This window comes from Bacteroides sp. B1-V-101 (assembly GCF_023656585.1).
Lineage (GTDB): Bacteria > Bacteroidota > Bacteroidia > Bacteroidales > Bacteroidaceae > Bacteroides > Bacteroides thetaiotaomicron.
On the sequence record NZ_JAMOKH010000014.1, the window covers coordinates 129640 to 145805 of the forward strand.

The 16166-nt window shown below is 41.4% G+C and carries 16 protein-coding genes; 10 read left to right on the top strand and 6 right to left on the bottom strand.

Annotation, left to right across the window (positions count from 1 at the left end; genetic code table 11):
• Positions 1–257: 257 nt before the first annotated feature.
• Together NBH01_RS13035 and NBH01_RS13040 are read right to left on the bottom strand one after the other, a co-directional pair.
• Positions 258–1151, bottom strand: coding sequence for an MlaD family protein (locus tag NBH01_RS13035; protein ID WP_008759761.1), 894 nt, complete (start codon positions 1149–1151; stop codon positions 258–260).
• A gap of 8 nt (positions 1152–1159) precedes the next feature.
• The gene (locus NBH01_RS13040) at positions 1160–2377 is read right to left on the bottom strand and encodes an N-acetylmuramoyl-L-alanine amidase family protein (RefSeq protein ID WP_032840465.1); all 1218 of its coding nucleotides are present in this window, start codon (positions 2375–2377) and stop codon (positions 1160–1162) included.
• A gap of 80 nt (positions 2378–2457) precedes the next feature.
• Here NBH01_RS13040 and NBH01_RS13045 point away from each other — a divergent pair, with 80 nt between their 5' ends.
• The 9 genes from NBH01_RS13045 (at position 2458) to NBH01_RS13085 (ending at position 10589) form a co-directional block, all read left to right on the top strand.
• Entirely contained in the window at positions 2458–3414 is a 957-nt protein-coding gene (locus tag NBH01_RS13045; RefSeq protein WP_250700138.1) for a bile acid:sodium symporter family protein, read from the top strand.
• Positions 3415–3592: 178 nt separating this feature from the next.
• Positions 3593–4786 carry a site-specific integrase gene (locus tag NBH01_RS13050; protein ID WP_008765446.1) on the top strand — a complete coding sequence of 398 codons (1194 nt, stop codon included), beginning with the start codon at positions 3593–3595 and terminating at the stop codon, positions 4784–4786.
• A gap of 112 nt (positions 4787–4898) precedes the next feature.
• Positions 4899–5822 (top strand): hypothetical protein, encoded by a 924-nt coding sequence (locus NBH01_RS13055; protein ID WP_118158764.1) that lies wholly within the window; start codon positions 4899–4901, stop codon positions 5820–5822.
• A gap of 131 nt (positions 5823–5953) precedes the next feature.
• Positions 5954–6241 carry a helix-turn-helix domain-containing protein gene (locus tag NBH01_RS13060; RefSeq protein ID WP_117987795.1) on the top strand — a complete coding sequence of 96 codons (288 nt, stop codon included), beginning with the start codon at positions 5954–5956 and terminating at the stop codon, positions 6239–6241.
• Between the two features lie 5 nt (positions 6242–6246).
• Positions 6247–7320 carry an AAA family ATPase gene (locus tag NBH01_RS13065; protein ID WP_250700139.1) on the top strand — a complete coding sequence of 358 codons (1074 nt, stop codon included), beginning with the start codon at positions 6247–6249 and terminating at the stop codon, positions 7318–7320.
• 163 nt (positions 7321–7483) lie between these two features.
• Complete coding sequence (locus NBH01_RS13070; protein ID WP_250700140.1) at positions 7484–8449, top strand: DUF8464 domain-containing protein; 966 nt, start codon at positions 7484–7486, stop codon at positions 8447–8449.
• Positions 8450–8595: 146 nt separating this feature from the next.
• A complete protein-coding gene (locus NBH01_RS13075) occupies positions 8596–8979 on the top strand; it encodes a MobC family plasmid mobilization relaxosome protein (RefSeq protein WP_118158761.1) in 384 nt (127 codons plus the stop codon).
• Positions 8945–9865 carry a relaxase/mobilization nuclease domain-containing protein gene (locus tag NBH01_RS13080; protein WP_250700141.1) on the top strand — a complete coding sequence of 307 codons (921 nt, stop codon included), beginning with the start codon at positions 8945–8947 and terminating at the stop codon, positions 9863–9865. The genes NBH01_RS13075 and NBH01_RS13080 overlap by 35 nt, the downstream gene beginning before the upstream one ends.
• A gap of 4 nt (positions 9866–9869) precedes the next feature.
• Positions 9870–10589: a hypothetical protein gene (locus tag NBH01_RS13085; RefSeq protein WP_118158759.1), complete on the top strand. Its 720-nt coding sequence runs from the start codon at positions 9870–9872 to the stop codon at positions 10587–10589.
• Between the two features lie 89 nt (positions 10590–10678).
• On the opposite strand, the gene NBH01_RS13090 is transcribed toward NBH01_RS13085, so the two are convergent.
• From NBH01_RS13090 to NBH01_RS13105, 4 genes are read right to left on the bottom strand one after another with little or no spacing between them, the layout of a single operon-like run.
• A complete protein-coding gene (locus NBH01_RS13090) occupies positions 10679–11371 on the bottom strand; it encodes an SIMPL domain-containing protein (RefSeq protein ID WP_118158768.1) in 693 nt (230 codons plus the stop codon).
• A gap of 13 nt (positions 11372–11384) precedes the next feature.
• A complete protein-coding gene (locus NBH01_RS13095; RefSeq protein ID WP_118158758.1) occupies positions 11385–11969 on the bottom strand; it encodes an immunoglobulin-like domain-containing protein in 585 nt (194 codons plus the stop codon).
• Between the two features lie 7 nt (positions 11970–11976).
• Complete coding sequence (locus tag NBH01_RS13100) at positions 11977–12846, bottom strand: hypothetical protein (protein ID WP_118158757.1); 870 nt, start codon at positions 12844–12846, stop codon at positions 11977–11979.
• A gap of 6 nt (positions 12847–12852) precedes the next feature.
• Complete coding sequence (locus NBH01_RS13105) at positions 12853–14169, bottom strand: WG repeat-containing protein (protein WP_118158756.1); 1317 nt, start codon at positions 14167–14169, stop codon at positions 12853–12855.
• Between the two features lie 723 nt (positions 14170–14892).
• Between NBH01_RS13105 and NBH01_RS13110 the strand changes: the two genes are divergently transcribed.
• Positions 14893–15996 carry a PDDEXK nuclease domain-containing protein gene (locus NBH01_RS13110; RefSeq protein ID WP_008759764.1) on the top strand — a complete coding sequence of 368 codons (1104 nt, stop codon included), beginning with the start codon at positions 14893–14895 and terminating at the stop codon, positions 15994–15996.
• Positions 15997–16166 lie beyond the last annotated feature (170 nt).

Genomic DNA, 16166 nt, shown 5'->3' on the forward strand with positions numbered 1-16166 from the left:
TTTCTCGGGCAAACAATAATGTGTTTACTTTCAATGACTTATAGAATTGTGTTGGAACACTGTCTGTTTCCCCTCTCTTGCAAAATTATAAGTATCTGTATTTTAGTTGTTTATCGTTTTATTCTTACTCTTTTATACTTCCCGTACTTGTTTGTACGGGAATATTATTTCGGTCTGTAGATAGACTTTTGCAGAGGTTATACTCCCTTTTATATACCGCCTGCTTATTTAGATAAAATCTATATAAGAAAAATTTGCTACTTGTCTTTCTTCCCGAATAAAGAGAAATGAACGTACCGTTTGGGGTGTGCTTTCAGGTCTTCCAGTAAGCTCGCCGCATTCTCTGTGGTAGCGTTCAGATTGTTATATAAAGCAGGGTCGTTGAAGAGCAGTCCGATAGTGTTATCTTTGCTGTTCAACTTCTCTGTAATCATTTTTACGTTAGCGAGTGTTGCGTCAACTTTTTGGAAAATGGCGCTGTAGTCCACTTCCTTCAAGTTACCGCTGATCGCTACAAAATTATCTCCGATGGTATTGAGCTTGCCGGTCAGCTGGGGGATGTCCTTACTCATGAGTCCTTTCATCTGAGAGCTGACTACAGCAAGATTGGCGGTAGTCGTTTCGATAGAGTGCAGCGTAGAAGGGATGCTCTTGTCACCTACGATGTTGTTCAGTGAGGTGAGGATGGAATCCAGTTTCGGTAACATACTCTCAATTTGGGGCATGAGTTTCGCTACGCTTTCCATCATTCCGTTGTTCAATGTGCCGGGGATGGTGTCGCCTATGGCATATTTCTCACGCGGGTTGTTGGCGAGAAGAATATTCATGCGTACGCCTCCCATCAGTTCGGATACAAGTTCTGCGCTACTTCCTTTCGGGATGCGGAGTTCGGTGTCCAGTTCGACTTCAACGATCACATTTCCGGGATTTACATAGTCATATTCGATGTCGCGTACAATACCTACACGAACGCCATCAGCAAAAACAGGGCTCGACTTGGTCAGTCCGTTTACATTCTGAAACTTGGCATAGAAATAGCTTGAAGGCTGAAACATATGTATGCCTTTCAGCCAATTAATTCCATAGACAAGCACGCATAATGCTACGATACCTGCAATTCCTATTCGAACTTCTTTTGTAATGTACTTCATTTTATTTTCTATTTATTTCTTCTTTTTTTAAATTCGGCTATCGCTTCGTTGACATTCATCTTTTCGCCGTTTCGGAAGGCGATGATGAATGCGTCTTTGAATTGTGCCGAGATGGTACGCTTGGTGCGTAATACTTTATTGTAATCACTGGAAGCGCCATACGTATATTTGTACAGTCCTTTTTCTTTGTAATAATCCACATCCTTCAGTCCTTTCAGTCGTTTGTCATTCTTAGTAAGAGGCTTTGAGGAGGTGAGTATCTGTATCTTAAACGTTATTTCGCTGTCATTGGTTGCGCTTTCTGAGACAATAGGCCGTTTGGGAGCTGTTTTTGTGGCGGTGGCGGGTGTTGTACTTGCTTCGGCCATCAGTTCCCTTTGTTCCGGAGCGCTTGTTGCCGGTTCTTCGGTTGGGATAATTGTTTTGCTGGCTCCGGTCAGGCGTATCTCCTGTTCTCTTTTGTAGTTTAAGAATGCGTGGTAGATGCCTTTGGCCATTGTGTTGGCTCCGGCTTCCGAGTTGAGATAGCGTTCTTCTTCCGGAGTTGAGATGAAGCCCAATTCTACCAGGATACTTGGCATGGCGCTTGCTTTCAGCACCAGGAATCCGGCTTGATGCACTCCGCGGTCTACCCGTTTGCAGGTATGGCGGAATTGCTTCTGTACAAGTGATGCCAGATGTACGCTTTGTTCCATGTATTTATCCTGCATAAATTCGAAGATAATGTAGGATTCCGCCGAGTTCGGGTTGAAGCCGGCGTATCTGGTCTGATAGTCGCTTTCATAGAGGATTACCGAGTTCTCTCGTTTGGCTACTTCCAGATTGGCATCGGATTTGGCCAGACCCAGTGTCCATGTAGAAGCTCCTTTGGCGGTGCGGTTTTTTGCCAGAGCGTTGGTGTGGACAGAGATAAAGAGATCGGCTTTTGCGTTATTGGCTATTTCTGCCCGTCGGTCCAGGGGGATAAAGACATCCCTGCTGCGGGTATAGATCACTTTGACGTCATCGCAGTTTTTTTTGATCAGGTTTCCCAGTTTCAGTGCGACGTTCAGATTGATGTTTTTCTCTTTGGATATTTTCCCGATGGCACCAGGGTCGTGACCGCCATGTCCGGCATCGATGACTACTACGAAATCTTTCCCCCATAAATTGCCGATACATAGGGGAGAAGCAAGTAGCCAGAGGCAGATTGATATATATAATATGTAGGTTCTATGCGGTTTCATATTTAAATACGGTGCAAATGTAGTAGAATTTTGCAGAAAACTCATGATTTACACTTAAGTTTTGTGTTTTTTTCGGTTTAATGGTAGCTTTTCTCCCGAAATCTCTGTTACTTTGCATCTCCAAGAAAAAATATACGACGATGCTTAAGTTTTTGAAGAATTGGACGTTGCCTATTGCGATGCTGGTAGGTGCTGTCGGTTATCCGATATTTATCTACTTTTCTTTTCTGACTCCCTATCTTATCTTTACGATGTTACTGTTGACTTTCTGTAAGGTATCACCGCATGATTTGAAGCCTAAACCGTTGCACGCATGGTTGTTGCTGATTCAGATCGGGGGTGCTTTCCTTGCTTATTTATTGCTTTACCGTTTCAATAAGATTGTAGCGGAGGGGGTGATGGTATGTATTATTTGTCCTACGGCTACGGCTGCTGCGGTGATTACTTCCAAGTTGGGAGGGAGTGCGGCAAGTCTGACTACTTATACATTGTTGGGTAATATCGGTGCTGCTATTGCGGTGCCTATTCTCTTCCCTTTGATAGAGGTAAATCCGGATGTAAGTTTTTGGGGAGCATTTTGGGTTATTTTGAGTAAGGTGTTCCCCTTGTTGATCTGCCCTTTCCTTGCAGCATGGCTGTTGAGTAAATTCCTGCCGAAAGTGCATCAGAAGTTACTGGGATATCATGAACTCGCCTTTTATTTGTGGGCGGTCTCTTTGGCTATTGTGACGGCTCAGACCCTGTATTCGTTACTGAACGATCCTGCGGATGGTTTCACGGAAATAATGATTGCGGTCGGTGCCTTGATTGCCTGTTGCTTGCAGTTCTTTTTGGGAAAGACTATCGGCTCGGTCTATAATGACCGCATCAGTGGCGGGCAGGCACTGGGGCAGAAGAATACGATTCTTGCTATCTGGATGGCGCATACTTATCTGAACCCGTTATCGTCTGTTGCTCCCGGTTCGTATGTCCTATGGCAAAACATATTCAATAGTTATCAGTTGTGGAAAAAGAGAAGAAATGAGATAAAATATTAAATATAAGATATTGATATTTAGTGTTTTGTGTTTATTAAATGTAATTTCCTTTATTTTCCTTATTTTCTTGTTTAGTCTAATAAATGCCTTTATTTTGTTACTATTTTGTTACCTGTATTCATTGAAGTAACAAAACAAATCGCTATATTTGTATCAGTAACAAAATAAGAACATAATTATGGCGAAGAAAAAACAAGAAGTTAAATTGAAAGAACCTGTAAGGATTAGATTCAAGCAGCTTGCCAATGGCAACCAGTCTATTTATTTGGACTACTATACAGGTGATGTTATTAGAAAAGAAAATTATGTTGGCGGTAAACGGCAATATGAATTTTTGAAATTATACCTTATACCCGAAAAGACAAGAGAGGATAAGGCAAAGAACGAAGCTACGTTGGCTCTTGCAAAAGCTATTCAAAGCAAGCGGATAGTAGAGTTGCAAAATGATGCACACGGCTTTCAGAACACCAACAAGTCAAAAGCGAATGTGATTGATTATTTAATGAACATGAGAAGCCAATCTAAAGAACGTGGCAGCTTGAACTATGAAAAGACCGTTGGTAATACCATTCGTGAACTAAAATTGTTCAGAGGGGATTATATCGCTTTTCGTGATATAGATAAGGACTTCTTGAATAGCTTTGTGGATTTCTTGAAACAAGCGAAGAAAGCAAGCAAGTTTGGTTTGTTAAAGGCTGGGGGTGTATTAAGTAATAATTCCGTTATTGCTTACTATGGAGTGCTGCGTACCGCTATAAATAGAGCCTATAAAGAGGGGATTATTACGGTCAATCCAACGAAAGAGTTTGATTTTGCCAGTAAGGTAAAAGCGGAAGTCAGCCGCAGGGAGTATTTGACAATAGAGGAATTGAAGCGGCTTATCGGGACAGAGTGCAAGTATGAGATAATGAAACAAGCCTTTCTTTTCAGTTGTTTGTGTGGGCTGCGTGTAAGCGATATAAGAAAATTGAAGTGGAACGATTTGCAGAAAAGCGGTGAAAGAATAAGGATTGAAATAAAGATGCAGAAAACAAAAGAACCGCTTTATCTGCCTATATCCGATGAAGCGTTAAAGTGGTTGCCGCAACAAAATGAAGCAAAAGGCGATGATTTGATTTTTCCTTTGACGCATGAGGGAACTATAAATAAAATACTTCAAAAATGGGCGAAAGATGCAGGGGTTATTAAGCATATCTCGTTTCATGTTGCCCGGCATACCCATGCTACCATGATGCTTACATTAGGGGCTGATTTGTACACGGTTAGCAAATTGTTAGGACATAAAAATATTGCCACAACTCAAATTTATGCGAAGATTGTCGATAAGAAAAAAGAAGAAGCTATAAGTCTGATACCGAATTTGACGGACTGATTTAATAAGAAAGTACGGTTATGTCACAGTTACCGTACTTTCTTTCTTTTTTTTGTCTTTGTTTAGCTGGAAAAATATATCTTTGTTTCTACTAACTGAAACATAGATTATTATGACAGAAGAAGAACTGAAAATAAAATTCGACCATATACAAGGTATATTCAATCGCTGTATCAATCATGCCAGCCAAGTTATGATAGATAATATTGCCTCTAAGTCCTTATATTTCGACGAAGAACAGGCAGATAAACTGGAACAGCAAGAATATGTTCGTACCGCTGATGAGTTGGTGCAGTTATATATTCGTTATTCTGTGTTGAATGATATTCCATATTTTTATTCTGTATCTGACTTCTTTTGGGAAAGCGGTTTTTATGAATCCTTGAAATCCGATGAGAAAAGAAAATACATGTCGTTTAATCCTCTTTCATTTGATTATTCCCGGTATGAGCAAGATAATACGGTTTATGATGAAGAACTGCCTTATTTTTCCGTAGTAGTTAAAACTGTTGTATTAGAAAAATATTCTGCGTACTTGCGAAAAAAGAAAGAAAGTAAGGTGCAAGCGGAAATGCAGCCACAACAGAAAGAGCCGCAACCAATTCAAGATAAATACCAAGAGCCTAAGATTATCTCCCATATTGCTGAAACAGAAAATCCGTTCAAGTCTATTTTAAACGACAGGCAAATAGCATTGTTGGTGGATTGTATCAATGAAGTGGAAATTTTCAATGCCCCTATGACTTTTGAAGATTTGAAAGCAATACTTTCTTGTAAACCAAAAGTTATATTCAGGTCTAATAACAACAGGCAGGTAGCTTTTCTTTTTTCGGAGTTAAGCAATCGTGGTTTGATAACACCTAACTGGCAATCTGTTATAGCAAAGAATAAGTTGTTTGTTACGAAGAATATAAAGAAAGATAAATATCTGAATCAAGGTGATTTAGCCACAGCCGCTAATTATGTAAAAGGGGTGGAACATGAAAAAGATTATGTAACCATCAGCAATTATATCAAACAACTGAAAAAACTTTAAGAATAGGTTAAGACCTCAAACATAGCTTAATCCGTTATCAAGCTATTCCTCAATACTTTTGCCCCCGTAATCGATTACAAGAAACCGGAGGGCATGCACTCCATATTGTCTAACGCAAATACTTTTGTTATATGGAAACAAGTATTGAGAAGCGAGTTACAGAACTCGAAAATTTAGTGTTCCTTTCAAAGAATGTGCTTAGCTTCGATGAAGCGAGCAAGTTCTTGAACCTTTCAAAAAGTTACCTGTACAAGCTGACTTCGGGTAACTTGATACCCCATTACAAGCCGCAGGGCAAAATGCTTTATTTTGAGAAAGCGGAACTGGAAGCGTGGTTGCGTCAGAACCCGGTGAAGACGCAGGCGCAGATAGAGCAGGAAGCGCAGAAATATATCCTTAACCGTCCCCTAAAGAAATAGCGGCTATGGAAAATAGAAAAGCGACAGAAGCCGGGCAGGATGTCACCATGCAGAAAGAGGATTTTGCAGCCCTTTGGAAAACCATTCATCTAAAAGTGACGGACACTTACGAAGTGCCGCCCGAAATGCTTTGGGTGAACGGTTCTACCATCGGCACGCTGGGCAATTTCAGCGCATCCACAGGCAAAGCCAAGAGTAAGAAGACATTCAACATTTCCGCTATCGTTGCGGCAGCGTTGAAGAATGACGAGGTACTGAAGTATTCGGTATGTCTGCCACCGAACAAGCGGAAAATCCTCTATGTAGATACCGAGCAGAGCAAATACCATTGCCATAAGGTCATGGAGCGTATTTTGCGCCTTGCCGGACTGCCTACCGACAAGGATATGGACGATTTTATTTTCATCGTGTTGAGGGAGCAGACCCCCGACAAACGGAAGCAGATAATCGGCTATATGCTTGAAAATATGCCCGATGTGGGGTTACTCATCATTGACGGAATCCGTGACTTGATGTATGACATCAACAGCCCCAGTGAATCGACGGACCTAATCAACCTCTTAATGCGCTGGTCAAGCGGATATAACTTGCATATCCATACCGTACTGCATTTGAACAAGGGGGATGACAACACAAGGGGACATATCGGCACGGAATTGAACAACAAGGCTGAAACCGTCCTGCAAATCACCAAAAGTACGCAGGACGGTAACATAAGCGAGGTAAAGGCGATGCACATACGTGACCGGGAGTTTGACCCGTTCGCATTCCGTATCAATGACAACGCATTGCCCGAAGTCGTGGACGGTTATGTATTCAAGCAGCCCAGCCAAGACAGGGGCTTTCCACTGGCAGAACTGACGGAGCAACAGCACAGGACAGCTTTGGAAAACGGTTTTGGCAAACAGGTTATATATGGTTACGAGAATGTCCTAAAGACCTTGAAACAGGGTTATGCGAGTATCGGCTACAAGCGTGGACGCAATATCCATGTGGAACTGAACAAGTTCCTTGTGAACAAGCGCATGATTGTGAAAGAGGGCAAGGGCTACCGCTACAATCCCGATTTCCATTATTAAAAGTCGGTTTGGTTTAGTCCGGGTGTATATATAAGAGGAACGGACTTACTATTTCTCTGCATCAGAACAAGCAGGTTTAGTATGGTACGGGTATATATATAACGGACTAAACAGGACTGGCGCACTTTTCAACTATTTTTTAATCCCCAAAAAAGAAAATGTTATGAACATCGAAGATGTGAAACAAATACCCATCGTAGACTATCTGCACAGTTTAGGTTACTCTCCTGTCAAGCAGCAGGGTAACGGCTTATGGTACAAATCACCGTTAAGGGAGGAACACGAACCGTCTTTCAAGGTGAATACCGACCGCAACCTTTGGTATGATTTTGGAGGAGGCAAGGGCGGCAACATCATTGCACTGGCAAAGGAACTCTATTGTTCCGACAGCCTGCCATACCTTTTAAACCGGATAGCGGAACAGATACCGCACGTTCGCCCGGTCAGTTTTTCTTTTCCCCAGCGTAGGACAGAACCGAGTTTCCAGCATTTGGAAGTCCGTGACCTTACCCATCCGGCATTGCTCCGTTACTTGCAGGGACGGGGTATCAATATCGAACTGGCAAAACGAGAATGTAAGGAACTACATTTTACCAATAACGGCAGACCGTTCTTCGCTATCGGTTTCTCGAACATGGCAGGAGGTTACGAGGTGCGCAACTCCTTTTTCAAAGGCTGTATCGCCCCGAAAGACATCACCCACATACGGCAGCAGGGAGAGCCGAGGGAGAAATGTCTGGTGTTCGAGGGTTTCATGGACTACCTTTCTTTCTTTACGCTCCGCATGAGGAACTGTCCGACCATGCCCGACCTTGACAGGCAGGATTATGTCATTCTTAACTCTACCGCCAATGTGTCGAAAGCCATTGACGTGATGTTCCCGTATGAGCGCATCCACTGTATGCTTGACAATGACAAGGCAGGATATGAAGCGACACGGGCTATCGAATTGGAATACTCCTACCATGTGCGTGACTTCTCGCACAATTATAGGGGCTATTCGGACTTGAACGATTATCTGTGCGGCAGGAAGCAGGAACAGAAAAACGCAGCCAGCCAAACGCAGGAAACGAAGCAGGAAATCGGACAACGTGCCGCCCCAAGACAGAAAAAGGGCAGGGGTATTTAGTCCGGCAGGATTACCAACGGCTGGCGGTTTAATTTGGAGAGCAAGGTTATGTTTCGGTAGACCGAAACCACCTTGCTTTGCTTACCGCAAAGGAAACCGCTCCCGTTGGTCGCAATTTCTAAGATACCACCTAAAAGTAAAAAGACATGAAGAAGATACAGGACAAGCCGGGCGGTCGTCCGGCAAAAAAACGGACGGACAAGCAGAAAAAGGTAGTCAGCACGAAGCTGACCGAGTTGCAGTATTACGCCATCAAGAAGCGAGCCGGGGAAGCCGGGTTGCGTATCAGTGAGTATGTCCGGCAGGCGGTTGTTTCGGCAGAGGTCATACCCCGGTTGAACAGGCAGGATGCGGACACCATCCGTAAGCTGGCAGGGGAAGCCAACAATATCAACCAGCTGGCGCACCGGGCAAATGCCGGAGGTTTCGCACTGGTGGCTGTGGAACTGGTGAAACTTAAAAGCAGGATTGTTGAAATCATAAACCATTTGTCGGATGATTGGAAAAATAAAAAAGGGAAGCGGTTTTAAGGGCTGTGTGAACTATGTGCTTGGCAAGGAGCAGGCGGTTTTGCTTCATGCGGACGGGGTTCTGACGGAAAGCTGGAGCGATATAATCCGCAGCTTCTGTATGCAGACCGGGATGAATCCCGATTTGAAGAAGCCGGTCGGACACATTGCGTTAAGTTATTCGGCAGTGGATGTACCCAAATTGACGGACGAGAAAATGATAGAGCTTGCACAGGAGTATATGCGTGAAATGAAAATCACCGATACGCAGTATATCATCGTGCGCCACCAAGACCGGGAGCATCCGCACGTACATATTGTATTCAACCGCATAGACAACAACGGCAGGACCATTTCGGACAGGAACGATATGTACCGTAACGAACAGGTATGCAAGAAGCTGAAAGCCAAACACGGGCTTTATTTCGCCAAGGGGAAAGAGCAGGTGAAGCAGGACCGATTGAAAGAGCCGGACAAGTCGAAATACGAGATTTACACGGCTGTGAAGAATGAAATCGGCAAATCCCGTAACTGGCAGCAGTTACAGCATCGGTTAGCGGAAAAGGGTATCACCGTCCAGTTCAAACGAAAGGGACAGACCGATGAGATACAGGGCATATCCTTTTCCAAAGGCGAATACACGTTCAAGGGTTCGGAGATAGACCGCAGTTTCAGTTTTTCCAAACTGGATAAATGTTTCGGGGATGCAGGAATGAATGTTGCTGAAAGCCAACGGCAAACAACTTTCGCACCCGTTCGGGAACAAGCACTTGCACCGGGTAAGGCTGACAGTCCGTTGATAACTGGTTTGCTCGGTCTGTTTTCCGCTTCTTCTCCCCCAGTGGATGAAGAACCTAATTTTAATTTGAGAAAGAAGAAGAAAAAGAAAAAACGACTTAAATTGTAAAGACATGGAAGATAATTTGATTTTAGAGGGGCTTCTCTCTATGGTTACGGAACTGAAAGAGAAGCAGGAAGCACAGGTAACGCCAGCCAGTCGGGAGGAAACTCTCGAACGGCTGGGAGCAGTCGAACAGGCATTGTCGGAACTGCACAGTAATTCGGCTGTTCCCGAAAAGGATTTGCGGGCTATCCGAAGCCAGCTTGACGAGATAAGGAACGGGATGCAAAGTCAGCAGAAACATATCGAGGACACCAAGAAAATAGCATTGGAAACCTACCGTTGTTTCAAAGTAATGATTGATACTTTGGGCTCTTGCAAGACGGATAAAGAGGAAGCTGCACCCTTGCCGCTTTATCAACGGATTTACAACAAAATTACCTCTTGGATTCGTCCGGGATTGTTTGTTTTTTCGGCAGTGCTGGTTGTCTGTTCTGTTTCCATATTCTTGAATGTCCGTTTGGCTGAACGGATGCAGCAGTTGCAAGACAACGATATGAAATACCGCTACATTCTGATGAAAGGGGAAGCGGACGGGGGCTGCCTTGATTTGCTGGAAACGAATTTCAGTAGGGAACGGGATAACGCTTTCATCCAAAACTTGACTGATTCGGTGACGGATTTTGAATACCGCAGCAGGAAGCAGGCGGAAGCGTTGGAGCGTGCAAGGCTACTCAATGAACAAGCCGAGCAGTTGAGAAAGGAAGCTGATAAACTGGGTAAGCCGTAATCGGGGTGAAGCCGGAGTAATGAAATGTGAAAATCTTCTTACTCCGGCTGTCTCGTTTTGTTTTGATATGTGATTTTATACTTAACTTACTAATCAACAATTTCAAAACGTACAAGTATGGAATAATTCTTTTTGATAGTGCGAAAGCTGTCGAACGAGGCAGCATTGGAGGACATAACATTACTCTGTGCAAATGAAATGCTGCTTGTATTATTCCCTTCCACAATACGAATTACACTTCCCAGTTTTTTACCTAATGTTTCAACTAAATAAGCGGCTTTTCGCTGTGCGGCTTTCAATGCTTCTATCTTTCCTCTTTGGTGATATGCCAATATATCTTTGTTTTCCAGTTCACCGATACGCATCGTATTAATACCTTTCGTGTCTATGTGCTTGATTATTTCATCTATCTGTTTGAAGTCGGTCAGTGTAATGTCAAATTGCTTGGACACTAAAAAGTCTTGCCCTTGCTTTCGCCAATAATCGCCAATCTCTTGTGTACGGATTGCATCCTGCGTAATACCTGCTTCGGCAAGATTCTTTCGCAACCCTTGTTCTATTTGTGACAATGGTACTTTGGTGTGATATTCTTCGGGCTTAGACTTTCCGTCAAATTCTTCCTTGAAGTATTCACGGATTTCAATGATGTAGTGAATTTTGTCCGGTACGATTTCTATTTCCGATGTACCAGTCACTTCGACATATCGTTCATTAACATCTTGCGCTTGCGCAGTTAGAACCATAAAGAAGACAATAGCGGATAAAAATAATTTTAGTTTCATGATAGTTGAGTATTTATTTGATTTCAAATTCAGCATATAAGTTGATTTCATCTTTTTCTTTAAGTAAGAATGACTTACTTATACGATACTTCCCTTTGGGAAGATGGTAATATTCACCAATAGGAAATCGAAAACAATATAATAAAGGAGCTTCCTTTTTACAGAATACGTCAGCCTTAACATTTAGCTCAAATTTCTCTTGGGGTATACACCATTGTACCCCATTCCAAATACGTAAACTCCAATCTCGTCCAATCCAAAATTTTTCATTGGTAGGGTTGGTTACAAACACATTGATAACTGCCACATTTTCCCAATATACTTCACTTTCTGTCCACATCTGAAATCCTTGATTTTTATACTTATCTGGTAATTCTTTAGTGTACCATAAATTAAAGTTAGGTGATTCTAATATTACAGTATCTTTATCTGTTTTATTGTTCTCTTCAATTACGATGTTTGTAGAATCGTCGGAGCTACCGATAATAGCTACTGTATTGTCATCGGTCGCTTTCGGTTGGAAGCGCTTATGTTTATTTGAACAACTCACAATAAATGCACAAAACACAATGATTAGAATGATACTTCCAGCTTTCATAGTGAGATTATTTTACTTCAAACTCTGTATTCATGTATATTTCCAATTGCAATCCTATCTTGTATTTGTCGGGAGATAATTTCCCGGAATTGAATCGTTTCTTGTAATTAGGGTCGGTAATGCGACTGACATTCCATGATACAGGAATGGAAAACAACATTGCTTCTCCTGCTTCCAAACGTGCGCAATTCCTCATGTAATCAGATTCATCTCTCGAACCAGAACGGGCAAGTGGATGTACCATATACAATTCATCCGTTCCTACGCTCGGAAAAAACAGGGGTTGTACCGAAAGGTTGGTATGGTTTTCAAACTGTATGCGGATAGAATCGTTATCGGATTCCAATACCCTAAAACTAAAAGCCCCCTGCATCTCTGTTCCTTTCACGGGCTGAATCCCCATGTCTGTTAGGTTGCAATATGTGTAGATATTGGAGAACACGTAAAAGTGGACTTGGTATTTGTTCGGTTTCAACGGATATTTAAACTCGGACATATGAATGTGTTCGGGCAACGTATCGCCTTTAGACAAATCTCTGCCCACGCCAGCAAAGGCAAGATTGTCAATGAAAGGAAACTCTTTCCACTCTCCGCCTTTCCAGTACTTCATCCAATGTAATTCCGGTTCGGCGGTAGGAGCATCTACATTGATTACATCCAACGTAATTCGTTTGGTTGAGGACGAGTAAACGGGTTGTTGAGTACGAATTTTGTAAGCGTCCAGATGCGTAACGGAAACATTGGGAAGCCGTTGGATATGTACACGACTTTCGTACTTCTCTATTTCCGACTGTGAAAGAGGAAAATCAATGTTCTGTGCATTCAATTTCAGCGACCAAACGGACAAAAGGACAGATAAGTAAATCAGATTTTTCATACATATCTACTTGTTAATTATTTTATCATTCTTATTTATATAATACCAATTAGAGCTATCCCAGTAATGCTTTTCGCCTTTGGAATCGGGAACTTCTTTGTTTTCACCGGAGAAAGTAACCTTTGCTTTGCCGTTCTCGAATGGGTTAGCAAATTTAAATTGAGGCTTTATGACCACATTACCCAATGAATCGGCAAAACCTACCAATCCATCCTCGTTCATTATACGGAAAAGCCCTTCTTGTATGTAGTCGGGACCATTATCATATTTGAATACATAGAAAAGTTCTTTGCCCGCATTATTGATGCAGATTATTCGAGCGTCCTTTGGCTTGTTCTCATAAACAAAACCTAATTCTTTGATAGTGTCTGTCTGGCAGTATCTGTACTTGCCGTATGGTACAATGGTATCACCCCGTTCATTCAGATAACAGACCGGAACACCCACTTCCAAATAAGGCTCTGTGGTATGGGCGGTCAAGTATTTTCTCCAAATAGGCATTGTGAAATCTGTATATTCAATTGTATATTTCCCATTGATGAATAAAACTTCCCATGGGTATATAGATTTCAGCGTCTCTTTGAAGGCTATTGCTAACGGATGATTGCCATCCTCTATTGTTTCCCGTATAGGTCGCAAGAGGATAAAACGTATGTCGCAATCTTTAAAGTGTCCATCGTTGGTTAGTTGGAAATTTCGTATGACGAAAGTTATCCGCTGGTTTTTATATTTGGGAAAACGATTCCATGGAAATTTGCGAATAATCTCATCCTGTACATCTATTATCTTCAAGCCGGGCTTTTTATAGTTATGATAGGTAGTTGTATTTATCACCTTTCCATTCTTAATACGCAATACGCACTCTGTTTCCATATTACGGTCGAATCCGGAGTGTACATATCTTACCAAATCACCTTTTCCGGCTCGAAATTCGCCGTTTAGCCAACGAGCTTCAACGCTTCCATTCTCATAATAATAAGGTAAAAATGGTGCTTGTAATGCTTCTGCATGGTATATTAACGTAGAATCTTTTCGGTTTGTTTCATCATATACGCATACTTCTATGCGTTGCAAGCAAAGGTAATCGTTCTGTATCTCCCAAAAGGCTGTATATCCTTCCCAATTTCCTGTTGAAACACAATGGTTGTCAGGTATGAAATCCATCAAGCGTTTATATAAAGTGGAATCCATATTTATTGGTTTAGCCATAAAGACCCAACTATCTCCATTGAATGATATAATATCACCCGACAGTCCTGTAGCTTTAGCTTGTAAAAAGAAACAGAGCAACAAGATAATAGTGAAGTAATTTTTAATGCGCATAAACCTTTCTTTTTATAATGAAACTCTTCTCAAAAATAGGAATAAAGAATAACTCCATCAATTTTAGAGTTCTCTTTTTTCATTAGGTTTAAGCTAATTAACGTTTAATATTCGAGAAAGGATTTTGGTATGTATTGTAAGTTTAGTCTGTTCTTTTGCCTATATATCCAAAACGAACTAAACTTATTCTTGTTGACAGCAAAATATATATACTGGCGAAAAGAAAAACAGTATTCTTCTTTTCGCCAGTTTTGCTTTTATGGTTAGAGGGCTTTTGTTACCTTTGCACATGAAGCCCACCACAAAGCGATTTCTTCGTTTTTTTTGTTACTATTTTGTTACCAGCTATTAGTAATAGGTGGGCTTTTATTTTGATAATCAGATTTATATGATGTTGTATATATAATATGTGGCAGAACATCATCAATAGCTGGCAGTTGTGGAAGAAGAGAAAGAAAGAGATAAAATAGTGAATATAAGATATTGATATTTAGTTATTTGTTGTTTGTATCTCTCTTTTCCTTTGTTTTTCCTATTTTCCTACTTATATAGAGGAGCGTATAGATAGCTATCATTATGGTTCAACAGAATATGATTCGGCTGTAGGAGCATTGTTCCTTCCATGAACAGCAAAATATGTATGCTGGCGAAAAGAGAAAAACACCTTTGTTTTCTTTTCGCCAGCATTATTTTTGTACTTTTGTCGCATATAACAAAACGCAAATGGATATAAATCAGAATTATAGAGAAGCGGTAAAGACCATAAAAGAAGCTATTCTGCGCAGCCAGTACCGTGCAGCCACATCGGTGAACAAAGAACAGCTATCTCTTTATTACGGCATCGGACGTTACGTGTCGAAAAATTCCCGTATAGGCTTTTGGGGTAAAGGAGCAATAGAGCAAATATCTTCTCTGTTGCAAAAAGAATTGCCGGGGCTAAGGGGATTTTCAACTTCGAATATAAAGAATATGCGAGTTTTCTATGAAGAATGGGAACCTGTTCTAAATCGCCAGCCACTGGCTGGCGATTTGGTATTAGATGAAAAATTGCTGTTGAGCGTAATTCGCCAGCCACTGGCTGATGAATTTAACTGGTCAGACTTCTTTTCAATCGGCTTTAGTCATCATATCGAAATAATATCCAAAGCTAAAACTTTGGAAGCAAGGCTATTTTATATACATGAGTGCGCTATTCGCTATTGGAGTAAATACACTTTAAGGGATTACTTAAAAGCAGACCTGTACAGCCACCGGGGAACTTTGCCTAACAATTTCGCACAAACATTGCCTGATACTAAGCAAGCGCTAAAAGCTGTTTGTTCATTCAAAGATGAATACTTGCTTGATTTCATCAATGTGGAGGAACTGGATGAGCAGGAAGAGGATTTAGACGAAAAGATAGTAGAAAAGTCGATTGTTGCCAACGTGAAGAAGTTTATTATGACTTTTGGGCAGGATTTCAGTTTTATAGGCAATCAATATCGTGTTGAAGTGGCTGGAGAGGAAATGTTCATTGATTTGTTGTTTTTCAATCGGGAACTTAATTCTTTAGTGGCGGTTGAATTGAAGTCCGGGAAATTCCGCAGTTCGTATTTAGGACAACTGAATACTTATCTTTCCGCTTTGGATTCATATGTGAGAAAACCGCACGAGAATCCCTCTATCGGAATAATACTTTGCAGAGAAATGAATCAAACTTTTGTAGAATTTGCAGTTCGTGATTATAACAAGCCGATGGGAGTCGCTACTTACCGTACATCCAAAGATATGCCGGAACGACTTCGTAACGCCTTGCCTGACATTGAGGAACTGAGAAAGTTATTGTAGAGCGAAAGCCTATCTCTTTTTTGGCAGGTAATTTCCCTTTGTTGCCTTTGTAGTGTACTGAATAAGTTGACACTTCAAAAATCGAAAATAAAGATGAAATATTCGAAAAAGAAGTACAACTATTACAGTGATGATGAACGAATGTCTTATATTCGTGAGTATTTATCAAG

Bases quoted from the DNA above. Each gene is read 5' to 3' on its own strand.
- NBH01_RS13095 (WP_118158758.1), bottom strand. From the start codon at position 11,969: ATGAAAGCTGGAAGTATCATTCTAATCATTGTGTTTTGTGCATTTATT.
- NBH01_RS13060 (WP_117987795.1), top strand. From the start codon at position 5,954: ATGGAAACAAGTATTGAGAAGCGAGTTACAGAACTCGAAAATTTAGTG.
- NBH01_RS13075 (WP_118158761.1), top strand. From the start codon at position 8,596: ATGAAGAAGATACAGGACAAGCCGGGCGGTCGTCCGGCAAAAAAACGG.
- NBH01_RS13065 (WP_250700139.1), top strand. From the start codon at position 6,247: ATGGAAAATAGAAAAGCGACAGAAGCCGGGCAGGATGTCACCATGCAG.
- NBH01_RS13050 (WP_008765446.1), top strand. From the start codon at position 3,593: ATGGCGAAGAAAAAACAAGAAGTTAAATTGAAAGAACCTGTAAGGATT.
- NBH01_RS13055 (WP_118158764.1), top strand. From the start codon at position 4,899: ATGACAGAAGAAGAACTGAAAATAAAATTCGACCATATACAAGGTATA.
- NBH01_RS13105 (WP_118158756.1), bottom strand. From the start codon at position 14,169: ATGCGCATTAAAAATTACTTCACTATTATCTTGTTGCTCTGTTTCTTT.
- NBH01_RS13100 (WP_118158757.1), bottom strand. From the start codon at position 12,846: ATGAAAAATCTGATTTACTTATCTGTCCTTTTGTCCGTTTGGTCGCTG.
- NBH01_RS13090 (WP_118158768.1), bottom strand. From the start codon at position 11,371: ATGAAACTAAAATTATTTTTATCCGCTATTGTCTTCTTTATGGTTCTA.
- NBH01_RS13085 (WP_118158759.1), top strand. From the start codon at position 9,870: ATGGAAGATAATTTGATTTTAGAGGGGCTTCTCTCTATGGTTACGGAA.
- NBH01_RS13035 (WP_008759761.1), bottom strand. From the start codon at position 1,151: ATGAAGTACATTACAAAAGAAGTTCGAATAGGAATTGCAGGTATCGTA.
- NBH01_RS13040 (WP_032840465.1), bottom strand. From the start codon at position 2,377: ATGAAACCGCATAGAACCTACATATTATATATATCAATCTGCCTCTGG.
- NBH01_RS13070 (WP_250700140.1), top strand. From the start codon at position 7,484: ATGAACATCGAAGATGTGAAACAAATACCCATCGTAGACTATCTGCAC.
- NBH01_RS13110 (WP_008759764.1), top strand. From the start codon at position 14,893: ATGGATATAAATCAGAATTATAGAGAAGCGGTAAAGACCATAAAAGAA.
- NBH01_RS13080 (WP_250700141.1), top strand. From the start codon at position 8,945: ATGATTGGAAAAATAAAAAAGGGAAGCGGTTTTAAGGGCTGTGTGAAC.
- NBH01_RS13045 (WP_250700138.1), top strand. From the start codon at position 2,458: ATGGTAGCTTTTCTCCCGAAATCTCTGTTACTTTGCATCTCCAAGAAA.